Source organism: Dongia sp., assembly GCF_041910485.1.
Lineage (GTDB): Bacteria > Pseudomonadota > Alphaproteobacteria > Dongiales > Dongiaceae > Dongia.
Genome location: NZ_JAYRQR010000035.1, coordinates 178,348 through 194,199, shown reverse-complemented (window position 1 = coordinate 194,199; position 15,852 = coordinate 178,348). Strand labels below are relative to the sequence as shown.

At 58.9% G+C, this 15,852-nt stretch carries 14 protein-coding genes; 9 read left to right on the top strand and 5 right to left on the bottom strand.

Annotated features, from left to right (window positions below; translation table 11 throughout):
• Positions 1-106 precede the first annotated feature (106 nt).
• The 3 genes from ACE3PP_RS11770 (at position 107) to ACE3PP_RS11760 (ending at position 3,656) form a co-directional block, all read left to right on the top strand.
• Positions 107-799 carry a hypothetical protein gene (locus ACE3PP_RS11770; protein ID WP_374382331.1) on the top strand — a complete coding sequence of 231 codons (693 nt, stop codon included), beginning with the start codon at positions 107-109 and terminating at the stop codon, positions 797-799.
• A 77-nt stretch (positions 800-876) separates the two neighbouring features.
• Positions 877-2,907, top strand: coding sequence for an adenylate/guanylate cyclase domain-containing protein (locus tag ACE3PP_RS11765; protein ID WP_374382328.1), 2,031 nt, complete (start codon positions 877-879; stop codon positions 2,905-2,907).
• Positions 2,904-3,656 (top strand): SDR family NAD(P)-dependent oxidoreductase, encoded by a 753-nt coding sequence (locus ACE3PP_RS11760; protein ID WP_374382325.1) that lies wholly within the window; start codon positions 2,904-2,906, stop codon positions 3,654-3,656. Before ACE3PP_RS11765 ends, ACE3PP_RS11760 begins: the two co-directional genes overlap by 4 nt.
• Positions 3,657-3,669: 13 nt before the next feature.
• On the opposite strand, the gene ACE3PP_RS11755 is transcribed toward ACE3PP_RS11760, so the two are convergent.
• The 5 genes from ACE3PP_RS11755 to ACE3PP_RS11735 are packed head-to-tail and all read right to left on the bottom strand — an operon-like array spanning position 3,670 to position 9,808.
• Entirely contained in the window at positions 3,670-4,851 is a 1,182-nt protein-coding gene (locus tag ACE3PP_RS11755; RefSeq protein ID WP_374382322.1) for a Gfo/Idh/MocA family protein, read from the bottom strand.
• Positions 4,852-4,864: 13 nt separating this feature from the next.
• Positions 4,865-5,920 (bottom strand): sugar phosphate isomerase/epimerase family protein, encoded by a 1,056-nt coding sequence (locus ACE3PP_RS11750; RefSeq protein WP_374382319.1) that lies wholly within the window; start codon positions 5,918-5,920, stop codon positions 4,865-4,867.
• 54 nt (positions 5,921-5,974) lie between these two features.
• The gene (xylA, locus tag ACE3PP_RS11745; RefSeq protein ID WP_374382316.1) at positions 5,975-7,300 is read right to left on the bottom strand and encodes a xylose isomerase; all 1,326 of its coding nucleotides are present in this window, start codon (positions 7,298-7,300) and stop codon (positions 5,975-5,977) included.
• On the bottom strand, positions 7,297-8,754 hold the full coding sequence (gene xylB / locus ACE3PP_RS11740; RefSeq protein ID WP_374382650.1) for a xylulokinase: 1,458 nt from the start codon (positions 8,752-8,754) through the stop codon (positions 7,297-7,299). The genes xylA and xylB overlap by 4 nt, the downstream gene beginning before the upstream one ends.
• Positions 8,755-8,770: 16 nt before the next feature.
• Positions 8,771-9,808 carry a LacI family DNA-binding transcriptional regulator gene (locus ACE3PP_RS11735; protein ID WP_374382314.1) on the bottom strand — a complete coding sequence of 346 codons (1,038 nt, stop codon included), beginning with the start codon at positions 9,806-9,808 and terminating at the stop codon, positions 8,771-8,773.
• 400 nt (positions 9,809-10,208) lie between these two features.
• On the opposite strand from ACE3PP_RS11735, the gene ACE3PP_RS11730 reads away from it, so the two are divergent.
• From ACE3PP_RS11730 to ACE3PP_RS11705, 6 genes are all read left to right on the top strand, one after another.
• Positions 10,209-11,525: an ABC transporter substrate-binding protein gene (locus tag ACE3PP_RS11730; RefSeq protein WP_374382311.1), complete on the top strand. Its 1,317-nt coding sequence runs from the start codon at positions 10,209-10,211 to the stop codon at positions 11,523-11,525.
• Between the two features lie 68 nt (positions 11,526-11,593).
• A complete protein-coding gene (locus ACE3PP_RS11725; RefSeq protein ID WP_374382308.1) occupies positions 11,594-12,547 on the top strand; it encodes a carbohydrate ABC transporter permease in 954 nt (317 codons plus the stop codon).
• Complete coding sequence (locus ACE3PP_RS11720) at positions 12,544-13,500, top strand: carbohydrate ABC transporter permease (protein WP_374382305.1); 957 nt, start codon at positions 12,544-12,546, stop codon at positions 13,498-13,500. The genes ACE3PP_RS11725 and ACE3PP_RS11720 overlap by 4 nt, the downstream gene beginning before the upstream one ends.
• An 11-nt stretch (positions 13,501-13,511) precedes the next feature.
• On the top strand, positions 13,512-13,715 hold the full coding sequence (locus ACE3PP_RS11715; protein ID WP_374382302.1) for a hypothetical protein: 204 nt from the start codon (positions 13,512-13,514) through the stop codon (positions 13,713-13,715).
• Positions 13,716-13,718: 3 nt separating this feature from the next.
• Positions 13,719-14,816: an ABC transporter ATP-binding protein gene (locus ACE3PP_RS11710; protein WP_374382299.1), complete on the top strand. Its 1,098-nt coding sequence runs from the start codon at positions 13,719-13,721 to the stop codon at positions 14,814-14,816.
• A complete protein-coding gene (locus ACE3PP_RS11705; RefSeq protein WP_374382296.1) occupies positions 14,809-15,828 on the top strand; it encodes an ABC transporter ATP-binding protein in 1,020 nt (339 codons plus the stop codon). Before ACE3PP_RS11710 ends, ACE3PP_RS11705 begins: the two co-directional genes overlap by 8 nt.
• Positions 15,829-15,852 lie beyond the last annotated feature (24 nt).

The following is a 15,852-nucleotide window of genomic DNA, read 5'->3' as shown; positions in this document are numbered from 1 at the left end:
AGCGGTTCTAATGACAGGAGCCAAGCCCGTCAATGCACCCTTGTGACCTCAGTCACAAACCGATCGACCTGCTGTGGCGTCCAATCAAACTTGGGCGCTATGATGCATGAAGAAATCGGCGAGAGAAGGTGGCACTTCTCCGCTCAACCCTAAAAAACTGCTAAAGATCATGAACTTGACTAAAACTCTTGCTATTGCTGGACTGATCCTGACCGCCCTAGCCGGGAGTGCACAGGCGACCCCGCCCCGGGTGGCCGTGGTCGAGGATTCGCAGAAAACGGCAGGTCTTGGCCAGATTTTTGACATGTTGGCGGAAAACGACGTCATCGAACTCGCGCCGACTGAGACAATTACTCTGGGCTACACCAAGTCGTGTGTCCGTGAGCACATCACCGGTGGCAGGGTGGTCGTGGGTCGCAAGGAATCGACCGTAACGGGGGGGAGCGTCAACCGGGAAACTGTACAATGTGCGGTCAACAAACTGGCCCTGAACGCTGACGAATCGGCACAGAGCGCGACCATTGCCTTTCGCGGCGCCGTAAAACATATCTATGTGCGCCAGCCCGTCGTGATGGCCGGCAAAAGCGAGGGCGTTGTCGTCGAAGCGATGGATGGTGATCAGACTTGGAAGGTCGTGCCTAAGAACGGTCGAATCGATTTCGCTGACGAGAAAATCGAATTGACACCTGGCGCCAGTTACCGCCTGAAGGGTTTCACCCAAACCGTCATTGTTGAGGTTGACCCTAAGGCGACCAGCGCAAAGACCGGCAAGCTTGAGCGTCTCGTCATTCTCGATTGAGGATTGACCGCGACTAGACAGGGTGGGGCGGCTTTTTGCGGGGACGGCGCAATCTCATTATTTCGCTGGCAGTGGCAGTGCTGCTGAGTGTTGCGTCCTTTTCTCCCTGGGGGCGGGCGCTCGACGGATTGTCATTGGACGTCCTGCATCTCATCGATTTCAAGATTCGCGGCCAAGCGCCGATCAGCGACGAGATCGCGATTATCGCCATCGACGAAGAAACCTATCGCGACGAGCATTTCCGCAACCTGCCGCAGGCGCTGTGGACGCCTGAGTTGGGACGCGTACTGGATGCCGTGCTGGCGGCCGAGCCAAAAGCGGTCGGCGTCGATATCATCATTGGTACGACCGCGGACAGTATTGCGCCGGGCTATGACCGCCCGTGGTTGATGGCCCTTAAGCGCGGCGCCGATGCAAATAAGGTCGTTCTCGGATTCTCGCAGAACCAGGCTGAACCGATCCTGCCGACGATCCAGCAGCGAAAGGCAGTCAAGGATTTCTACAATGCCTATGTCAACCAAGCGCCAACCAATACCGTAACGGACCCGGACGGCGTCGTCCGGCGCATGCCCGTGGTCCTTCCGGCGAGAGATGGGCCGCTGCCGGTCCTCTCAGCGGCACTGTATCAGCGAGTGACCGGTACAAAGACCGAGGAACTGGCTGGGCAGGGCGAACTCATCCTCAATTTTGCCGCAGCAAAGCGGCCAGTCCTCTATTCATTGGCCGATCTGCGCGCCTGCGTCGAAGCGGGGAAGAGTGATTTCCTCGTCAAAGCCTTTTCGAACAAGGTCGTGCTTTTGGGCGGCATTCTCGACGTGGAAGACCGCAAACTGACGTCGAACCGATTTGCAACCTCCCCCGAAGGGAGCGGCTATGGCCCCCGCTGCGCCACTAGTGGCGATGTTGGGAGGTACTTCAGCGGGTTCGCGCGCGATCTCATCCCGGGGGTCCTGGTTCACGCCGCCGCCGTCGACAATCTCCTCAATGGAAGCGGTTTGCGCGAACCGGGCACGACGACACGCGCCATTGCTATTTTGCTGGTGGCGTTGGCATCAATCGTCATATTCGTCCACGTGCGCGTGCGATTGGCGCTGCCGCTATGGCTGGTCTTGGGGGGCATCTGGATTGCCGCCGCGATGATCGCTTTTCATGTGTATGTTGCTGCCCCTTTGATTACCGGCCTTGCTGTGATGGCGCTGGCGGCCCCTGCCGGTATCGCCTTGCGGTTGGGCTCAATGGATCGCTCACGCCGGCAATTGCGCAGCGCCTTTTCACTCTACTTGCCCAAGAGCGAGGTGGATCGGCTGGTGAAAGAGGAGACTCTGCCGGCGCTCGGCGGCGAATTGCGCGACGTTACGATCCTCTTTTCCGATATTGCGTCCTATTCAACTTTGTCCGAACGGGTCCCGCCGGGACCTTTGGTCGATGAACTCAACGATTATTTCGGTCGCATGACGGACATCGTCCAAGCGCATGGCGGTTTTGTCGACAAATTCATCGGTGATGGCGTGCTGGCGATTTTCGGCGCGCCTCTGGCGCGGGAGAATGCTGCAGCCGACGCTGTACTGGCAAGCTTGGCAATGATCCGTTCGCTGCAGCAAGATCCGCTGTTCATCGGTGGCGACGGCCGGATCGCCATCCGCATCGGCCTTCATCGGGGCGAAGCGATTGTCGGCAATATCGGCTCGGCACAGCGCTTCAACTATACTGTCATGGGTGATGCGGTAAATGTCGCGTCGCGTCTTGAAGGTGTCGGCAAGCACTACGGTATCCCGATCGTGGTGAGCGAGCAGGTTCAGGAATTGGCAATCAAGACCGGACGGATCGTATTCCGGGAACTTGATTTCATACGTGTTGTGGGGCGCGATCAACCGGTTCGTCTTTTCCAGCCGCTGGAACCGGAAGTGGCTGCATCCTTGGACCTTGCAGGCTTCGAAACGGCGCTGCATCTGTGGCGCCGTGGTCAGTTTGTCGAGGCCGGCAAGGCGTTCGGTGTGCTCGCAGCACAGGGCGACACGCTGGCGGCTCGCTATGTTGCCTGGGCGCAAACTTATGCCGAAACACCGATGTCGAACTGGGAAGGCATCATTCAGCAGGGATCGAAATGATGGTTGAGTTGCAAGGAAAGCGCGTTCTGGTGACGGGCGGTGCGACAGGGATCGGCGCGGCAATTTCGCGCGCCTTCTCCGACGCGGGGGCCAAGGTTGCCGTGCACTATCACGCCGGCAAAGCGGCTGCAGACGCCTTGGTAGCGGAAAAGAAGGCGGCATTGGCCGTTGGCGCGGATCTCTCGAAGGCAGACGCCTGCAACAGGTTGCTGCAGGCGGTCGTCGAGAAGTTGGGCGGGCTCGATGTTCTCGTCAACAATGCCGGTGGTATGGTCGGGCGTCGGCCGCTATCGGAAATCGACGATGCGTTCATTGACGAAGTGTTCAATCTCAATGTTCGCTCGACGGTGCATTGCTGTCGCGCGGCGATCGATCCGTTCAGGGCGCAAGAGCATGGCACCATCATCAATGTCAGCTCTGTCTCGGCGATTACCGGTGGCTCGCCGGGCTCAAGCATCTATAGCGGCGCCAAGGGTTTCATTTCGACCTTCACCCGATCTTTGGCGCGGGAGCTGGCGCCCGATGGCGTGCGGGTGAATGCGGTGTCGCCGGGCACCATCCACACCGATTTTCATGTTCGCCATTCCACACCAGAAAAGCTCGAGGCGACGCGCAAGACCATCCCCCAGCAACGCCTGGGCACGGCCGAAGATTGTGCGGGCACAGTCCTCTATTTGGCCTCGGACAAGCTATCAGGCTATGTCACCGGGCAAGTAATCGAGGTGAATGGCGGGCAGCTGATGGTCTAGATCAGGTGGCCATTTAGAGTTTGGGCACCTTCACCCATCCGGCATTGCGGCTGGCCGATTTGACGCAAGCCTCGATGAAAGCGACGCCTTTGGCCCCATCGGTGACCGTGGGAAAAGTGACCGAAGGGTCGGGGCGACGGCGGTGCCGGGCAGCGCGGATTGCTGCTGCAACCTCACCATAGATATTGGCAAAGCCTTCCAGATAGCCTTCCGGATGTCCGGGAGGGATGCGGGTCATGCGTGCTGCCGCTGCGTTGGCCGAGCCTGTACCGCGCGAAATGATCCTGGTCGCCTCGCCAAATGGCGACCATAGCAGTTGGTTCGGGTGTTCCTGATGCCATTCCAGTCCGCCCTTGGAGCCGTAGAGGCGCAGACGCAGGTTGTTTTCGTTCCCGGGGCTGACCTGGCTGCACCACAGCATACCTTTAGCGCCACCGCGAAAGCGCAGCAGAATGTGGGCATTGTCATCGAGCTTGCGGCCAGGGACGAAACTGGAAAGGTCGGCGGCCAGTGAGTCGAGCGTCAGTCCACTGACGAAACTGGCGAGATTGTAGGCATGCGTACCGATGTCGCCGATGGAACCGCCGGCACCGGATTGCTTGGGGTCCGATCGCCATGCAGCCTGCTTTTGTCCCGTGGCTTCCAAGCGTTCCGTCAGCCAATCCTGCGGATATTCCACCTGGACCACGCGCAGGGCGCCGAGAGCACCTTCCTCCACCATCTGCCGCGCATGTCGCACCATCGGATAGCCGGTGTAATTGTAGGTAACGGCCAAAAGTCGGCGGGACGTCTTGGCTCGTTTTTGCAGGTCGAGCGCGTCTTTGAGGTTTGTCGTCAGTGGCTTGTCGCAGATGACATGAATGCCGGCATCAAGAAATGCCCGTGCTGCCGGCGCATGCATGTGGTTGGGCGTCACGATCGCTACGGCCTCGATGCCGTCCTCTCGAGCAGCCTCTTTCTCGGCCATTTCCGCGAAGCTGGTATAGATGCGGTCCCGGACGAGACCGAGTGCGGCACCAGAGCGTTTGGCTTTCGCCGGCGTGGAGGAGAGGGCACCGGCAACCAACTCATACTGATCATCCATACGAGCAGCGAGGCGATGAACGGCGCCGATGAAGGCACCTTCGCCGCCGCCGACCATGCCGAGACGAATGCGGTCCTTGCCGGATTTATCCTTACGACCCTCGATCGACATCCCTTTTTCTCCCTCAGATGCCCAGCATACGGCGGTTGGCTGCCTTGTCCGTTCCGCCGGCGGCAAAGTCGTCAAAGGCCTTTTCCGTCACGCGGATGATATGGTCGCGGATGAAGATTGCACCCTCCCTTGCACCATCCTCCGGATGCTTCAGGCAGCATTCCCATTCCAGCACGGCCCAACCCTTGAAGTTGTAGGCCGCAAATTTAGAGAAGATGGCCCGGAAATCGACCTGGCCGTCGCCGAGGGAACGGAAGCGGCCGGCCCGGTTCACCCAGCTCTGATAGCCGCCATAGACACCTTGGCGGCCGGTCGGGTTGAATTCCGCATCCTTGACGTGAAACATCTTGATGCGCTCGTGATAGATGTCGATGTAGTCGAGATAGTCGAGACACTGCAGGATGAAGTGCGACGGGTCGTAGAGGATGTTACAGCGCGGGTGGTTCTTCACGCGCTCCAGGAACATTTCGAATGTAACGCCGTCATGCAAATCTTCGCCCGGATGAATCTCATAACAGACGTCGACACCGACCTTGTCGAATGCATTGAGAATGGGGAGCCATCGCTTGGCCAATTCTTCGAATGCGGTGTCGGTGAGCCCCTTCGGCCGTTGCGGCCACGGATACATGAAGGGCCATTCCAACGCGCCTGAAAAGGTGACATGCGCGTTGAGGCCCAGATTGGAAGACGCCTTTGCCGCCAGCATCATTTGGTCGACCGCCCATTTTTGCCGTGCCTTCGGATTGCCCCGCACCTTGGTTGGCGCAAAGCCGTCGAACGCTTGATCATAGGCCGGATGCACGGCAACTAATTGGCCTTGAAGATGGGTGGAAAGCTCGGTGATGGTGATGCCGTGTTTGGCGGCGGTGCCTTTCAACTCATCGCAATAGGTTTTCGACTTCGCCGCCTTCTCAAGGTCTATCATGCGTCCGTCCCAGCTGGGAACCTGAACGCCCTTGAAGCCGAGCGATGCGGCCCATTTGCAGATGGAGTCAAATGAGTTGAATGGCGCTTTGTCGCCGGCGAACTGAGCCAAGAAAATGGCAGGTCCCTTGATCGTCGTGGCCATGATCGTTTCTCCCTTGTTGCGCCTTGTTGCCGGCGCGTTCGTCTTGACGGTCGGTCAGAGGTAGGTGTTGACGAGGTTCTCCAGATATTCCTGACGGCCCGACAGCGGTTGCGGCTCCGTGTTGCGCGCCTCCACGTCCGCCGCGATTTCGGCAAGGCTGCGCTTTCCGTCCAGAATGGCGTTTCCCGCATCGGTGTCCCAACCGGCGTAGCGTCGGGATACATGGGCGGAAAGGGTTCCGTCTTTGATCATCCTCTCCGCTATCAACAATCCGCGCGCACTAACGTCCATGCCGCCGATATGGCCATGAATAAGGTCGTCGGCATCCAGGGATTGGCGGCGAATCTTGGCGTCGAAATTGAGCCCGCCGGTGGTGAATCCGCCGCCCTGCAGGATGTAATACATCGCCAGCGCGGTCTCCGGCACATTGTTCGGGAATTGATCCGTATCCCAGCCAAGTTGCGGATCACCGCGATTCATATCGATGGAACCGAAAATTCCGAGGGCCTGTGCAAGCGCAATTTCGTGTTCAAAGCTGTGGCCGGCAAGCGTTGCGTGATTGGCCTCGATATTCACTTTGACTTCCTTATCCAATCCGTAACGAACCAGGAAGCCGTAGACCGAGGCGACATCGAAATCATATTGGTGCTTGGTCGGCTCGCGCGGCTTCGGTTCGATGAGAATTGTGCCGCTGAAGCCGATCTTGTGCTTGTGTTCGACGACGAGGTTGAGGAATCGCCCAAGTTGATCGAGCTCGCGCCGCAGATCGGTGTTGAGCAGTGTTTCGTAGCCCTCGCGTCCACCCCAGAGAACATAATTGGCTCCACCAAGGTCATGTGTCAGTTCGAGGACCGATTTTACCTGCGCGGCAGCATAGGCAAAGACCTGTGGGTCGGGATTGGTGGCGGCGCCAGCCATATAGCGGCGATGGGAGAAGAGGTTGGCCGTACCCCAAAGGAGTTTCACCTTGGCGCCATCCATCTTGCGGCCGATATAGTCACCCATTTCCCGCAGCTGGCGGTTGGAGTCGGCAATGGATGTGCCTTCCGGCGCTATGTCTCGATCATGAAAGGTGAAAAAGGGAACGCCCAGCAGGCGATAGAGCTCGAACGCCACATCCGCCTTGATCTTGGCGAGTTGCATGGCGTCGCCGGGTTGCATCCAGAAACGCTGGAAGCTGTCGCCGCCAAATGGATCGGTTCCCGGCCAACAGAAGGAATGCCAATAGCAGATGGCGAAGCGCAGGTGATCTTCCATGCGCTTGCCCAGGACCATCTGATCGGGATTGTAATATTTGAACGCCAGTGGATTGCGCGAACCGGCACCTTCATAGGCAATCGGCTGCGTCGCTGTGAAGAAGGGGCGGGTAGGGGCGTTCATGACGCAATCTCCTTCAAGGCAGGATAAAGCTTTCGGTAGCGCAGATAGGCCGCGGCATAGGCATCGCGGAGATCTCGGTCAGGGGCGATCGTGCGGCCACGCTCTGGTGGCAGGCAGACATCAGCGGGTGGCTCGCCAGAGACGGCGAGACGAGCGAGGCGAGCCGCACCGAATGCTCCACTGACATCGGCGCCGACAATTTCGCTGAGAGGCAGGTCCAAAACGTTGGCGAGGATCGACCGCCAGAGTGGCGAGCGTGCGCCGCCGCCGATGACATCAGCGGCGTCGATTTGCGTCCCGGCGGCACGCAATGCCTCCAGGCAGTCGCGCAAGGCAAAGGCGACACCTTCCATCACGGACTGAACCATTGTGGCGCGGTCCGCTTGGTGCGAGAGGCCGACGAAGGCGCCGCGGATACGAGGATCGTTATGTGGCGTACGCTCGCCGGAGAGATAGGGAAGGAAGAAGATGTCACTGGGACGAGCAGGGCGCTCTGGCATCGAAGCAAGGAGCGTAACCTCGGACTGGCCCAAAATTTCGGCGAGCCATGCGAGGCAGGAAGCGGCGGAGAGAATAACGCCCATTTGGTGCCAAGTTTGCGGTATGCAGTGGCAAAAGGCATGGACGGCCGCATTCGGGTTGGGGGCAAAGCGTGCCGTCGTCGCCCAAAGCACACCGGATGTACCGAGGGACACGAATGCATCACCGGGCCGGATGGCGCCCAGGCTGACAGCGCCGGCAGCATTGTCGCCGGCACCGCCAGCGATGATAGGAGATGCTGCCATTTTCCAGCGCCGGGCGAGTTCCGGACGCAGGCGTCCCGCCGCTGCCGAGCCTTCCACCAGCCGGGGCATTTGCCTGCGTGAGAGGTGGGTGGCAGTAAGGCCATCGTCGGACCAATCGCGTCTGCCGACATCAAGCCAGAGGGTGCCAGCGGCATCCGACATTTCCTCGACATGTTCTCCGCTGAGCAGCAGGCGCAGATAGGCTTTGGGGAGAAGTATTTTCGCTATCGCACTGAAAATGTCGGGCTCGTGCTTTCGCACCCATAGGAGCTTTGGCGCTGTGAAGCCCGGCATGGCGATATTGCCGGTGACAGTGCGCAGGCTCGGCCAAGCTGCCTCCAGGTCGTCGCATTCCAGTGCGGAACGACCATCATTCCAGAGAATGCAGGGGCGCAAGACGCGGTCTGCGGCGTCGAGCAGCGTGGCGCCGTGCATTTGGCCGGAGAGGCCTATGCCGCGTACGGCCCCCATCTCTCGCGGTGCTTGAGCCGCGATGGCATCCATCGCCGACAATGTGGCATGCCACCAATGTGTCGGGTCCTGTTCGGAATGTGTCGGCGCTGGCCGGCTTACCTCCAGCGGTGCCGACGCCGTCGTAACGACCGATTGCTGCTCGTCTACGAGCACGGCCTTGATGGAAGATGTGCCAAGATCGAGCCCCAGGAACAATGGTCGCCCCGTCGTTTCAAGGAAGGTTGTCGCGGAGGAAGATGTCGATACGGATTCGTTCCATGTCATCGATCATCGGCTGACCGCTGCAATAGGCGAGGAGCACGCGGGCGGCAGATCTGGCCTCGTGTCCGGGATCCTGATTGATGACCGCATCCATAGTTCCTTGGATCAGGTATCGACGGGAATATTCGGTCAGTTCATGTCCAATGAAGAGGATGTCGCGGGTACGGCCGGCTTCATCGAGCGCTTCGACGATGCCGCGATTGCCGGCACCGATATTGTAGATGCCGACGATGTCGCGATTGCCGGCAAGGATGGCGGCAGTTAGGTCTTTGCATCGCCCCGCATCGTCATTTCCTTCTTGCGGCGGTAGGGCGGTCAGTGTCGGAAACTCCGCCGCGAGCACCTGTTGGAAGCCGAAAAGGCGCTCGGCATGGTCGCGGAGCGACAGGCTGCCAGCGATTAGGCCGATCGTTCCACTTCGTTGCGCCGCAAAGCGGCCCATCAGCGTCGCGGCCGTCCGACCGGCCGCGGAGTTGTCGATGCCGACATAACGTTGGCGGCGAGATGCCGGCACATCGGAGACCAGTGTCACAACATAGGTGCCGGCGTCGACGAGTGTATTGATGGCATCGCGCACGGCCGGGTGATCAAGCGCTACCACTGCCACACCGTGATATTGACCGACAAGGCCACGCAGTGTTTCGGCCAAGACTTCAGGGTTGAACACATCAACGCGCAGCATGTCGCCGAACGTATTTTGGTCGTCGAGCCATTGCAGTGACCGCTCAACCTGGTTGGCGAGCATGGACATGAAAGTGTTGGTGCCGGTGGGAAGGACAAAACAGAAGTTGAATTGGATGCCGCGTGCCAATCGCACCGCGGCCGCGTCGGGCCTATAGCCGAGCTTGGCCAGGGCCTGTTCAACGCGCTGGACCGTCTTGTTGCTGACGCCAGGGCGACGATTGAAGACGCGATCAACAGTCGCGAGGCTTACCTGGGCGTGCTCGGCGACGTCGACGAGAGTAGGGCGGCGGGGTTTGTCATTCATGGCCGGGAAGGTGACGGCAAAAAATGAGGTGCGCAACGCAAAAAATGACGTGAAGAAGAAATTTGAGCACTCAAATGGTGTTTATGCTGTTTAGTGCAGTGCTGGGCCGTCGTTTCAGAGCGGACGCAAATTCGCGACTGCACAAAACTTAATGATCAAACATTCGCAGTGCAGCATAACAAAATGAGCGAAAGTAGCATGTCCTGGCTTGAGTTGTTTAGTGAGTTGAATTATCACTGAACACCACGAGCCGGTCGAAAAAGACCTCAAGCGGCTATACCGGCGCGGAATCCATCGAACAATATCCGACACGCGGGGAGCGTGATCGGGGGCCGTCGGCGCCACCGCAAGATCGGGAGCAGCTTGGCGGGTATGGATGCAACCATGGGAGGGTATTTGGATGAAAAAGCTCCTTGCGTGCGCGGGCGCGTTGGCCACAGCCATCGTCTTTGCGCCAGCCTCGAACGCCAAGGCCGATGAACTGACGCTCTGTTGGGCTGCCTGGGATCCGGCGAACGCGCTGGTGGAACTCTCGAAAGATTTCACGGCGCAGACCGGTACGCAGATGAAGTTCGAGTTTGTGCCCTGGCCGAACTTCGCTGACCGTATGCTCAACGAACTCAATTCGGGCGGCAAGCTGTGCGACCTCTTGATCGGCGATTCACAGTGGATCGGCGGTTCCGCGGAGAACGGCTATTACGTGAAGCTCAATGATTTCTTCGACAAGGAAGGAATCAAAATGTCGGACTTTGCGCCGGCAACCGTTTACGCCTATTCGACCTGGCCCAAGGGCACGCCGAATTATTGGGCGCTGCCGGCGATGGGCGATGCCAATGGTTGGTTCTATCGTAAGGACTGGTTTGCCAATCCGGACCTGCAGAAGGAATACAAGGCCAAGTACAATCGCGACTTGGCCCCGCCGAAGACCTGGGAAGAGTTGAAGGAAACGGCGGAATTTTTCCAGGGCCGCGAGATCGACGGCAAGAAAGTCTACGGCGCCGCCATCTTCACCGAGCGCGCGTCGGAAGGGATTACCATGGGCGCCACTTCGGCGCTCTATCCCTACGGCTTCAAGTACGAGAACACACCCGGCAAGTATGACATGGAAGGCGCTGTCAATTCCCCCGACGCGGTTGCCGGCCTTGAGATGTACAAGGCGATCTACAAGTGCTGCACCCCTCCGGGCTATACCGACAGCTATATGGGTGAAGGCCTCGACGCGTTCAAATCCGGCCAGGTGGCCATGATGATGAACTGGTTTGCCTTCATGCCGGGCATGGCCAAGGATGAGAATGTCGGTTCCAAGACCGGCTTCTTCGTCAACCCGAGCGCCAAGGTTGCTGCGTCCACGCTGGGTGGGCAAGGCATCTCGGTTGTTGCCAATACCGACAACATGGACGGGGCGCTCGCCTACATCAAATGGTTCGCCCAGCCGGATGTGCAGAAGAAGTGGTGGTCGCTCGGTGGCTATGCCTGCCACAATGCCGTGCTGAATGACCCGGGCTTCAAGGACTCGCAACCTTTCGCGGCGCAGTTCCTGGAAGCGATGGGCGGTGTTCAGGATTTCTGGCAGGAGCCGTCCTATGCCCAGCTGCTGCAGGCCATGCAAAAGCGGTTGCATGACTATGTCGTGGCCGACAAAGGCACGGCCAAGGAGGCCCTTGATGGCCTGATCCAGGACTGGACCGCCATCTTCAAGGAAGAAGGCAAGCTTTAAGACCTGTTCGCGTATGACGGCGTCTCCGACCGGCCGTGCCGGAGACGCCGCTTCTTCCAGAGAGACTCATGCCTGATATTGATGCCATTGCCGATCGTGCCGCTTCCGCGACGCCGCCTGCCGTTGCCCGGGCCGTCCGTGGTTTGTCCGATCGATCCATCGCCTGGCTGTTCGTCGCGCCAACGATGATCCTTCTGTTGGCAATCAACATCTTCCCGTTGATTTGGACCGTCTACCTGTCCTTCACCAACTATGCCTCAAACCGTCCCAATCGGCCGGTCGTCAATGTCGGCCTCAAATGGTACCAGGACATTCTAAGCTCGCCTGAGGTGTGGGCAGCAATGCAGGCGACGGCGCATTTCGTGTTCTGGACGATCGTGTTCCAGACTTTGATCGGCTTCTCGCTCGCCTATCTCATCGATCGAAAGTTCCGTGGCCATGCCTTCTGGACGACCATCATTCTTATTCCGATGATGCTGTCGCCGGCTGTGGTCGGCAATTTCTGGAAATTCCTCTATCAGCCGCAGATCGGCTTGTTCAACTATGTCGTCTCGTTCTTCACCGGCATCCCCCCTTCTTCCTTCGAGATGCTGGGATCGGTAACGCTGGCGCCTTGGGCGATCATCATCGTCGATACGTGGATGTGGACGCCCTATGTGATGCTCATCTGCCTTGCCGGTCTGCGTTCCATTCCCGATTACATCCTGGAGGCGGCCGAGGTGGATCGAGCCTCGCGCTGGCAGCAATTCTGGTCCATCACGTTGCCGATGGCCTTGCCCTTCATCATGTTGGCAGTGCTGTTCCGCGGCATCGAAAACTTCAAGATGTTCGACATGGTTATGCTGCTGACCGGTGGCGGCCCCGGCTCGACCACCGAGCTTGCCTCGATTGCCCTAAAGCGCCAGGCGTTCGAAGCCTACCGGACAGGATATTCCTCGGCATTTGCCATCATCCTGTTTGTCGTCGTCTTTGGCTTGGCCAATGTCTATGTAAAGGCTCTTAACAAGGTGAAGCAAAGATGAGCGGCGCGTCGACTACAGCTCATTCCGTCGTCGAGCCATCGGCCAATTCGAAAAGAGTCGCCGGGTTCCTGGTGATCCTCTACGCCTTGGTCTCAATGGTGCCGTTGGCATGGATATTCTTCACTGGCTGGAAAACACCCCCGGATTCGATCTCATACCCGCCGAAAGTCATCTTCAATCCGTCGCTTGAAGGGTATTGCAACCTGTTCACCACGCGTACGCGCCAAACGGCTGAGTATATCGCGGCACTTGGTGCTCCAAGCGGTGAATGCGATGAAGTGACGCGGCGGCGCGAAATGGTGATTGCGGGGGCGTCGAATTACCTGCCGCGCTTTGCCAATTCGCTGATCATCGCCTTCGGTTCGACCTTTCTCGCAGTGTCGCTTGGCGTCTTCTCGGCCTATGCCTTCTCGCGCTTCAAGATACCGCTGGCGGACGACCTGCTGTTCTTCATCCTGTCGACCCGCATGATGCCGCCAATCGCCGTCGCCATCCCGATCTATCTGATGTACCGCGCCTTGGGGCTCTCGGACTCTGCGCTTGGTATGATCCTGCTCTATACAGCGGTCAACGTGTCGCTGGCGGTCTGGCTGCTCAAAGGGTTCATCGACGAAATCCCGCGCGAGTATGAAGAAGCCGCGATGATCGACGGGTATACACGTCTCCAGGCCTTCTTCAAGGTCGTGCTGCCGCAGGCCGCGACCGGAATCGCCGCCACTGCGATCTTCTGCATGATCTTCGCTTGGAATGAATATGCCTTCGCCGTGCTGCTCACTTCGGGCGAGGCGCAGACGGCACCACCCTTCATACCGACCATTATTGGCGAAGGCGGCATGGATTGGCCAGCGGTCGGCGCAGGTACAACATTGTTCCTGATCCCAATCGTGGTGTTCACCGTCCTGCTACGCAAGCAGCTCTTGCGCGGTATCACATTTGGGGCAGTGCGCAAATGAGCCCGGATCCGATGACCAAGATGACGGGCGGGACCAAGCGCAGTTGGCCGGGTTGGGCAAGGCGTGGCTTTCTGGAGAATGTGGCCATCGCTTTGATCCTGCTGGGTGTGGTCATGCTCGTGCAACCGTTCTCGATCACGCTTTACGGTTGGTCGTTCCTGACCGTGCTGGTCGGCGTTGTGATGTTCACCATCGTCAGCAAATTTCCGGAGTAGGCGATGGCCGAGATAAAAGTACGCGACCTGCACAAGAGTTTCGGCGACTTCGCTGCGGTGAAGAACTCGAACTTCACGGTTGAGGATGGCGAGTTTTTCGTGCTGCTGGGACCGTCGGGTTGCGGCAAGACGACAACCTTGCGCATGATTGCCGGCTTGGAGCTGCCAACCTCGGGGAGCATCCTGCTCGGTGGCCGCGATGTGACGTTCAAACGTGCGGCGGAGCGGGACATCGCCTTTGTGTTCCAGCTCTTCGCCCTCTATCCGCACATGAATGTCCGCGAGAATATCGGCTTCTCGCTGAAGTGCCAGGGCTTCTCGCGAGCTGAGATCAGGCGACGGGTCGATGAAGCAGGTCGCATCCTGCGTATCGAGCATATTCTCGACAAGTCGGTTTCCGGTCTTTCCAGCGGCGACCGGCAGCGTGTCGCCCTTGGCCGGGCCATCGTGCGAGAGCCGATGTGTTTCCTGATGGACGAGCCGCTGGGGGCACTCGATTCCGAGTTTCGGCACGTCATGTGCGGTGAGCTGCGCTCCCTGCATAATCGGCTGAAGGCGACCACCGTTTATGTCACCCACGACCAGTTGGAAGCCATGTCGATGGCAGACAAGATTGCGGTGATGAATGGTGGCCTCATCGAGCAATTTGGGACGCCGCAGGAGATCTACCAACGGCCGGTCAGCATGTTCGTCGCGGACTTTATCGGGTCGCCACCGATGAATTTTCTTCAGTTCGAAGCAGGTCTTGCCCGTGGTACGGGCGAGGCGCGACTGGGTGATGCGCTGGTGTCGATGCCATCCGTTCACGAGGATGTAGCGCCGGGGCCGCTCGTTCTCGGCGTACGGCCGGAGCATATCCGGTTCGACGATTCCTCGCCGTTGCGGGGGTCCGTCTATGGGGCCGAATATCTGGGGACGACGCAGATCGTGACGGTCGATACAGAATTCGGGCAAGTTAAGGCGCGAACCAACTCTCACATCCAGGTGGCGGCTGGTACCCATGTTGGCCTGCGTCTATCGGCCGATCGTCTATCGCTCTTTCATGGCAAGGATGGGCGTGCTGTGCGGACCGCGTTGTTCGAGGGAGGAATTCATGGCTGACATCCGCCTCGAAGGCGTTACCAAGAACTTTGGCGACGTGACGGCCGTTGAAAATATCGACCTCAATGTGCGGAATGGCGAGTTTGTCGTCTTGCTTGGTCCGACCGGTGCCGGCAAAACCACGACCCTCCGTCTCATTGCCGGGCTCGAGAAGCCCGATATTGGGCACATTTCAATCAATGGCAAGGATGCAGCCGGCCTATCTCCGGCGGAACGGGATGTTGCCTTCGTATTCCAACAATACTCTCTTTACCCGCATCTCACGGTCTTTGAGAATTTGGCCTTTCCGTTGCGATCTCCGACCCGGCGATTGAAGGAGGCGGCCATCAAATCGACGGTGGAGCGAATTGCAGCGCTCTTGCGAATAGAGAAGAAGCTTCAAAACCGGGCGACGCGACTGTCGGGTGGTGAGATGCAACGTGTGGCGATCGGGCGGGCTCTTGTGCGTTCACCGTCGATCTATTTGATGGACGAGCCGCTGTCGTCGCTTGACGCCAAGCTGCGGTCCGATATGCGGCTGGAACTGCAACATATCCAACGCGATCTCGGCGCCACCATGCTCTACGTTACGCACGATCAGATCGAGGCCATGACAATGGCGACCCGGATTGGCGTGCTTGATCATGGTCGCCTGGTCCAGGTAGGAACGCCGCGTGAAATCTATGAATCGCCGCGCAACATTTATGTGGCAACCCGGCTGGGGATGCCGTCGATCAATCTCCTGCCGGCGTCGGCCTTTGCTGCCCAGCCAATGCCGCCCGGGACGGCGACTATTGGCGCGCGAACGGAGCATGTGGTTGTCGATCGGTCGGCAAAGGATCGCGGACATGCTGCGAAGGTGGAGTGGATCGAACATTTGGGCGACCAGAACCACCTTCACCTCAGCCTCGGTCCGCACAAGCTGGTCACTTTGGTTGATCCCGATATGTCCCTTGAGGTCGGCGATGCCGTGGACCTGAGCCTGCGCGGGGCGCTTTACTTTGGAGCGGATGGCGAGCGTATAGCTGCCTAGGTTTCTGTGGAACGGTCGAATAGA

Excerpts from the sequence above, each read along its gene's own strand:
- ACE3PP_RS11760 (WP_374382325.1), top strand. The coding sequence starts at position 2,904 with ATGATGGTTGAGTTGCAAGGAAAGCGCGTTCTGGTGACGGGCGGTGCG.
- ACE3PP_RS11720 (WP_374382305.1), top strand. The coding sequence starts at position 12,544 with ATGAGCGGCGCGTCGACTACAGCTCATTCCGTCGTCGAGCCATCGGCC.
- ACE3PP_RS11710 (WP_374382299.1), top strand. The coding sequence starts at position 13,719 with ATGGCCGAGATAAAAGTACGCGACCTGCACAAGAGTTTCGGCGACTTC.
- ACE3PP_RS11735 (WP_374382314.1), bottom strand. The coding sequence starts at position 9,808 with ATGAATGACAAACCCCGCCGCCCTACTCTCGTCGACGTCGCCGAGCAC.
- ACE3PP_RS11705 (WP_374382296.1), top strand. The coding sequence starts at position 14,809 with ATGGCTGACATCCGCCTCGAAGGCGTTACCAAGAACTTTGGCGACGTG.
- ACE3PP_RS11725 (WP_374382308.1), top strand. The coding sequence starts at position 11,594 with ATGCCTGATATTGATGCCATTGCCGATCGTGCCGCTTCCGCGACGCCG.
- ACE3PP_RS11715 (WP_374382302.1), top strand. The coding sequence starts at position 13,512 with ATGACCAAGATGACGGGCGGGACCAAGCGCAGTTGGCCGGGTTGGGCA.
- xylA (WP_374382316.1), bottom strand. The coding sequence starts at position 7,300 with ATGAACGCCCCTACCCGCCCCTTCTTCACAGCGACGCAGCCGATTGCC.
- ACE3PP_RS11770 (WP_374382331.1), top strand. The coding sequence starts at position 107 with ATGAAGAAATCGGCGAGAGAAGGTGGCACTTCTCCGCTCAACCCTAAA.
- ACE3PP_RS11730 (WP_374382311.1), top strand. The coding sequence starts at position 10,209 with ATGAAAAAGCTCCTTGCGTGCGCGGGCGCGTTGGCCACAGCCATCGTC.
- ACE3PP_RS11755 (WP_374382322.1), bottom strand. The coding sequence starts at position 4,851 with ATGTCGATCGAGGGTCGTAAGGATAAATCCGGCAAGGACCGCATTCGT.
- ACE3PP_RS11750 (WP_374382319.1), bottom strand. The coding sequence starts at position 5,920 with ATGGCCACGACGATCAAGGGACCTGCCATTTTCTTGGCTCAGTTCGCC.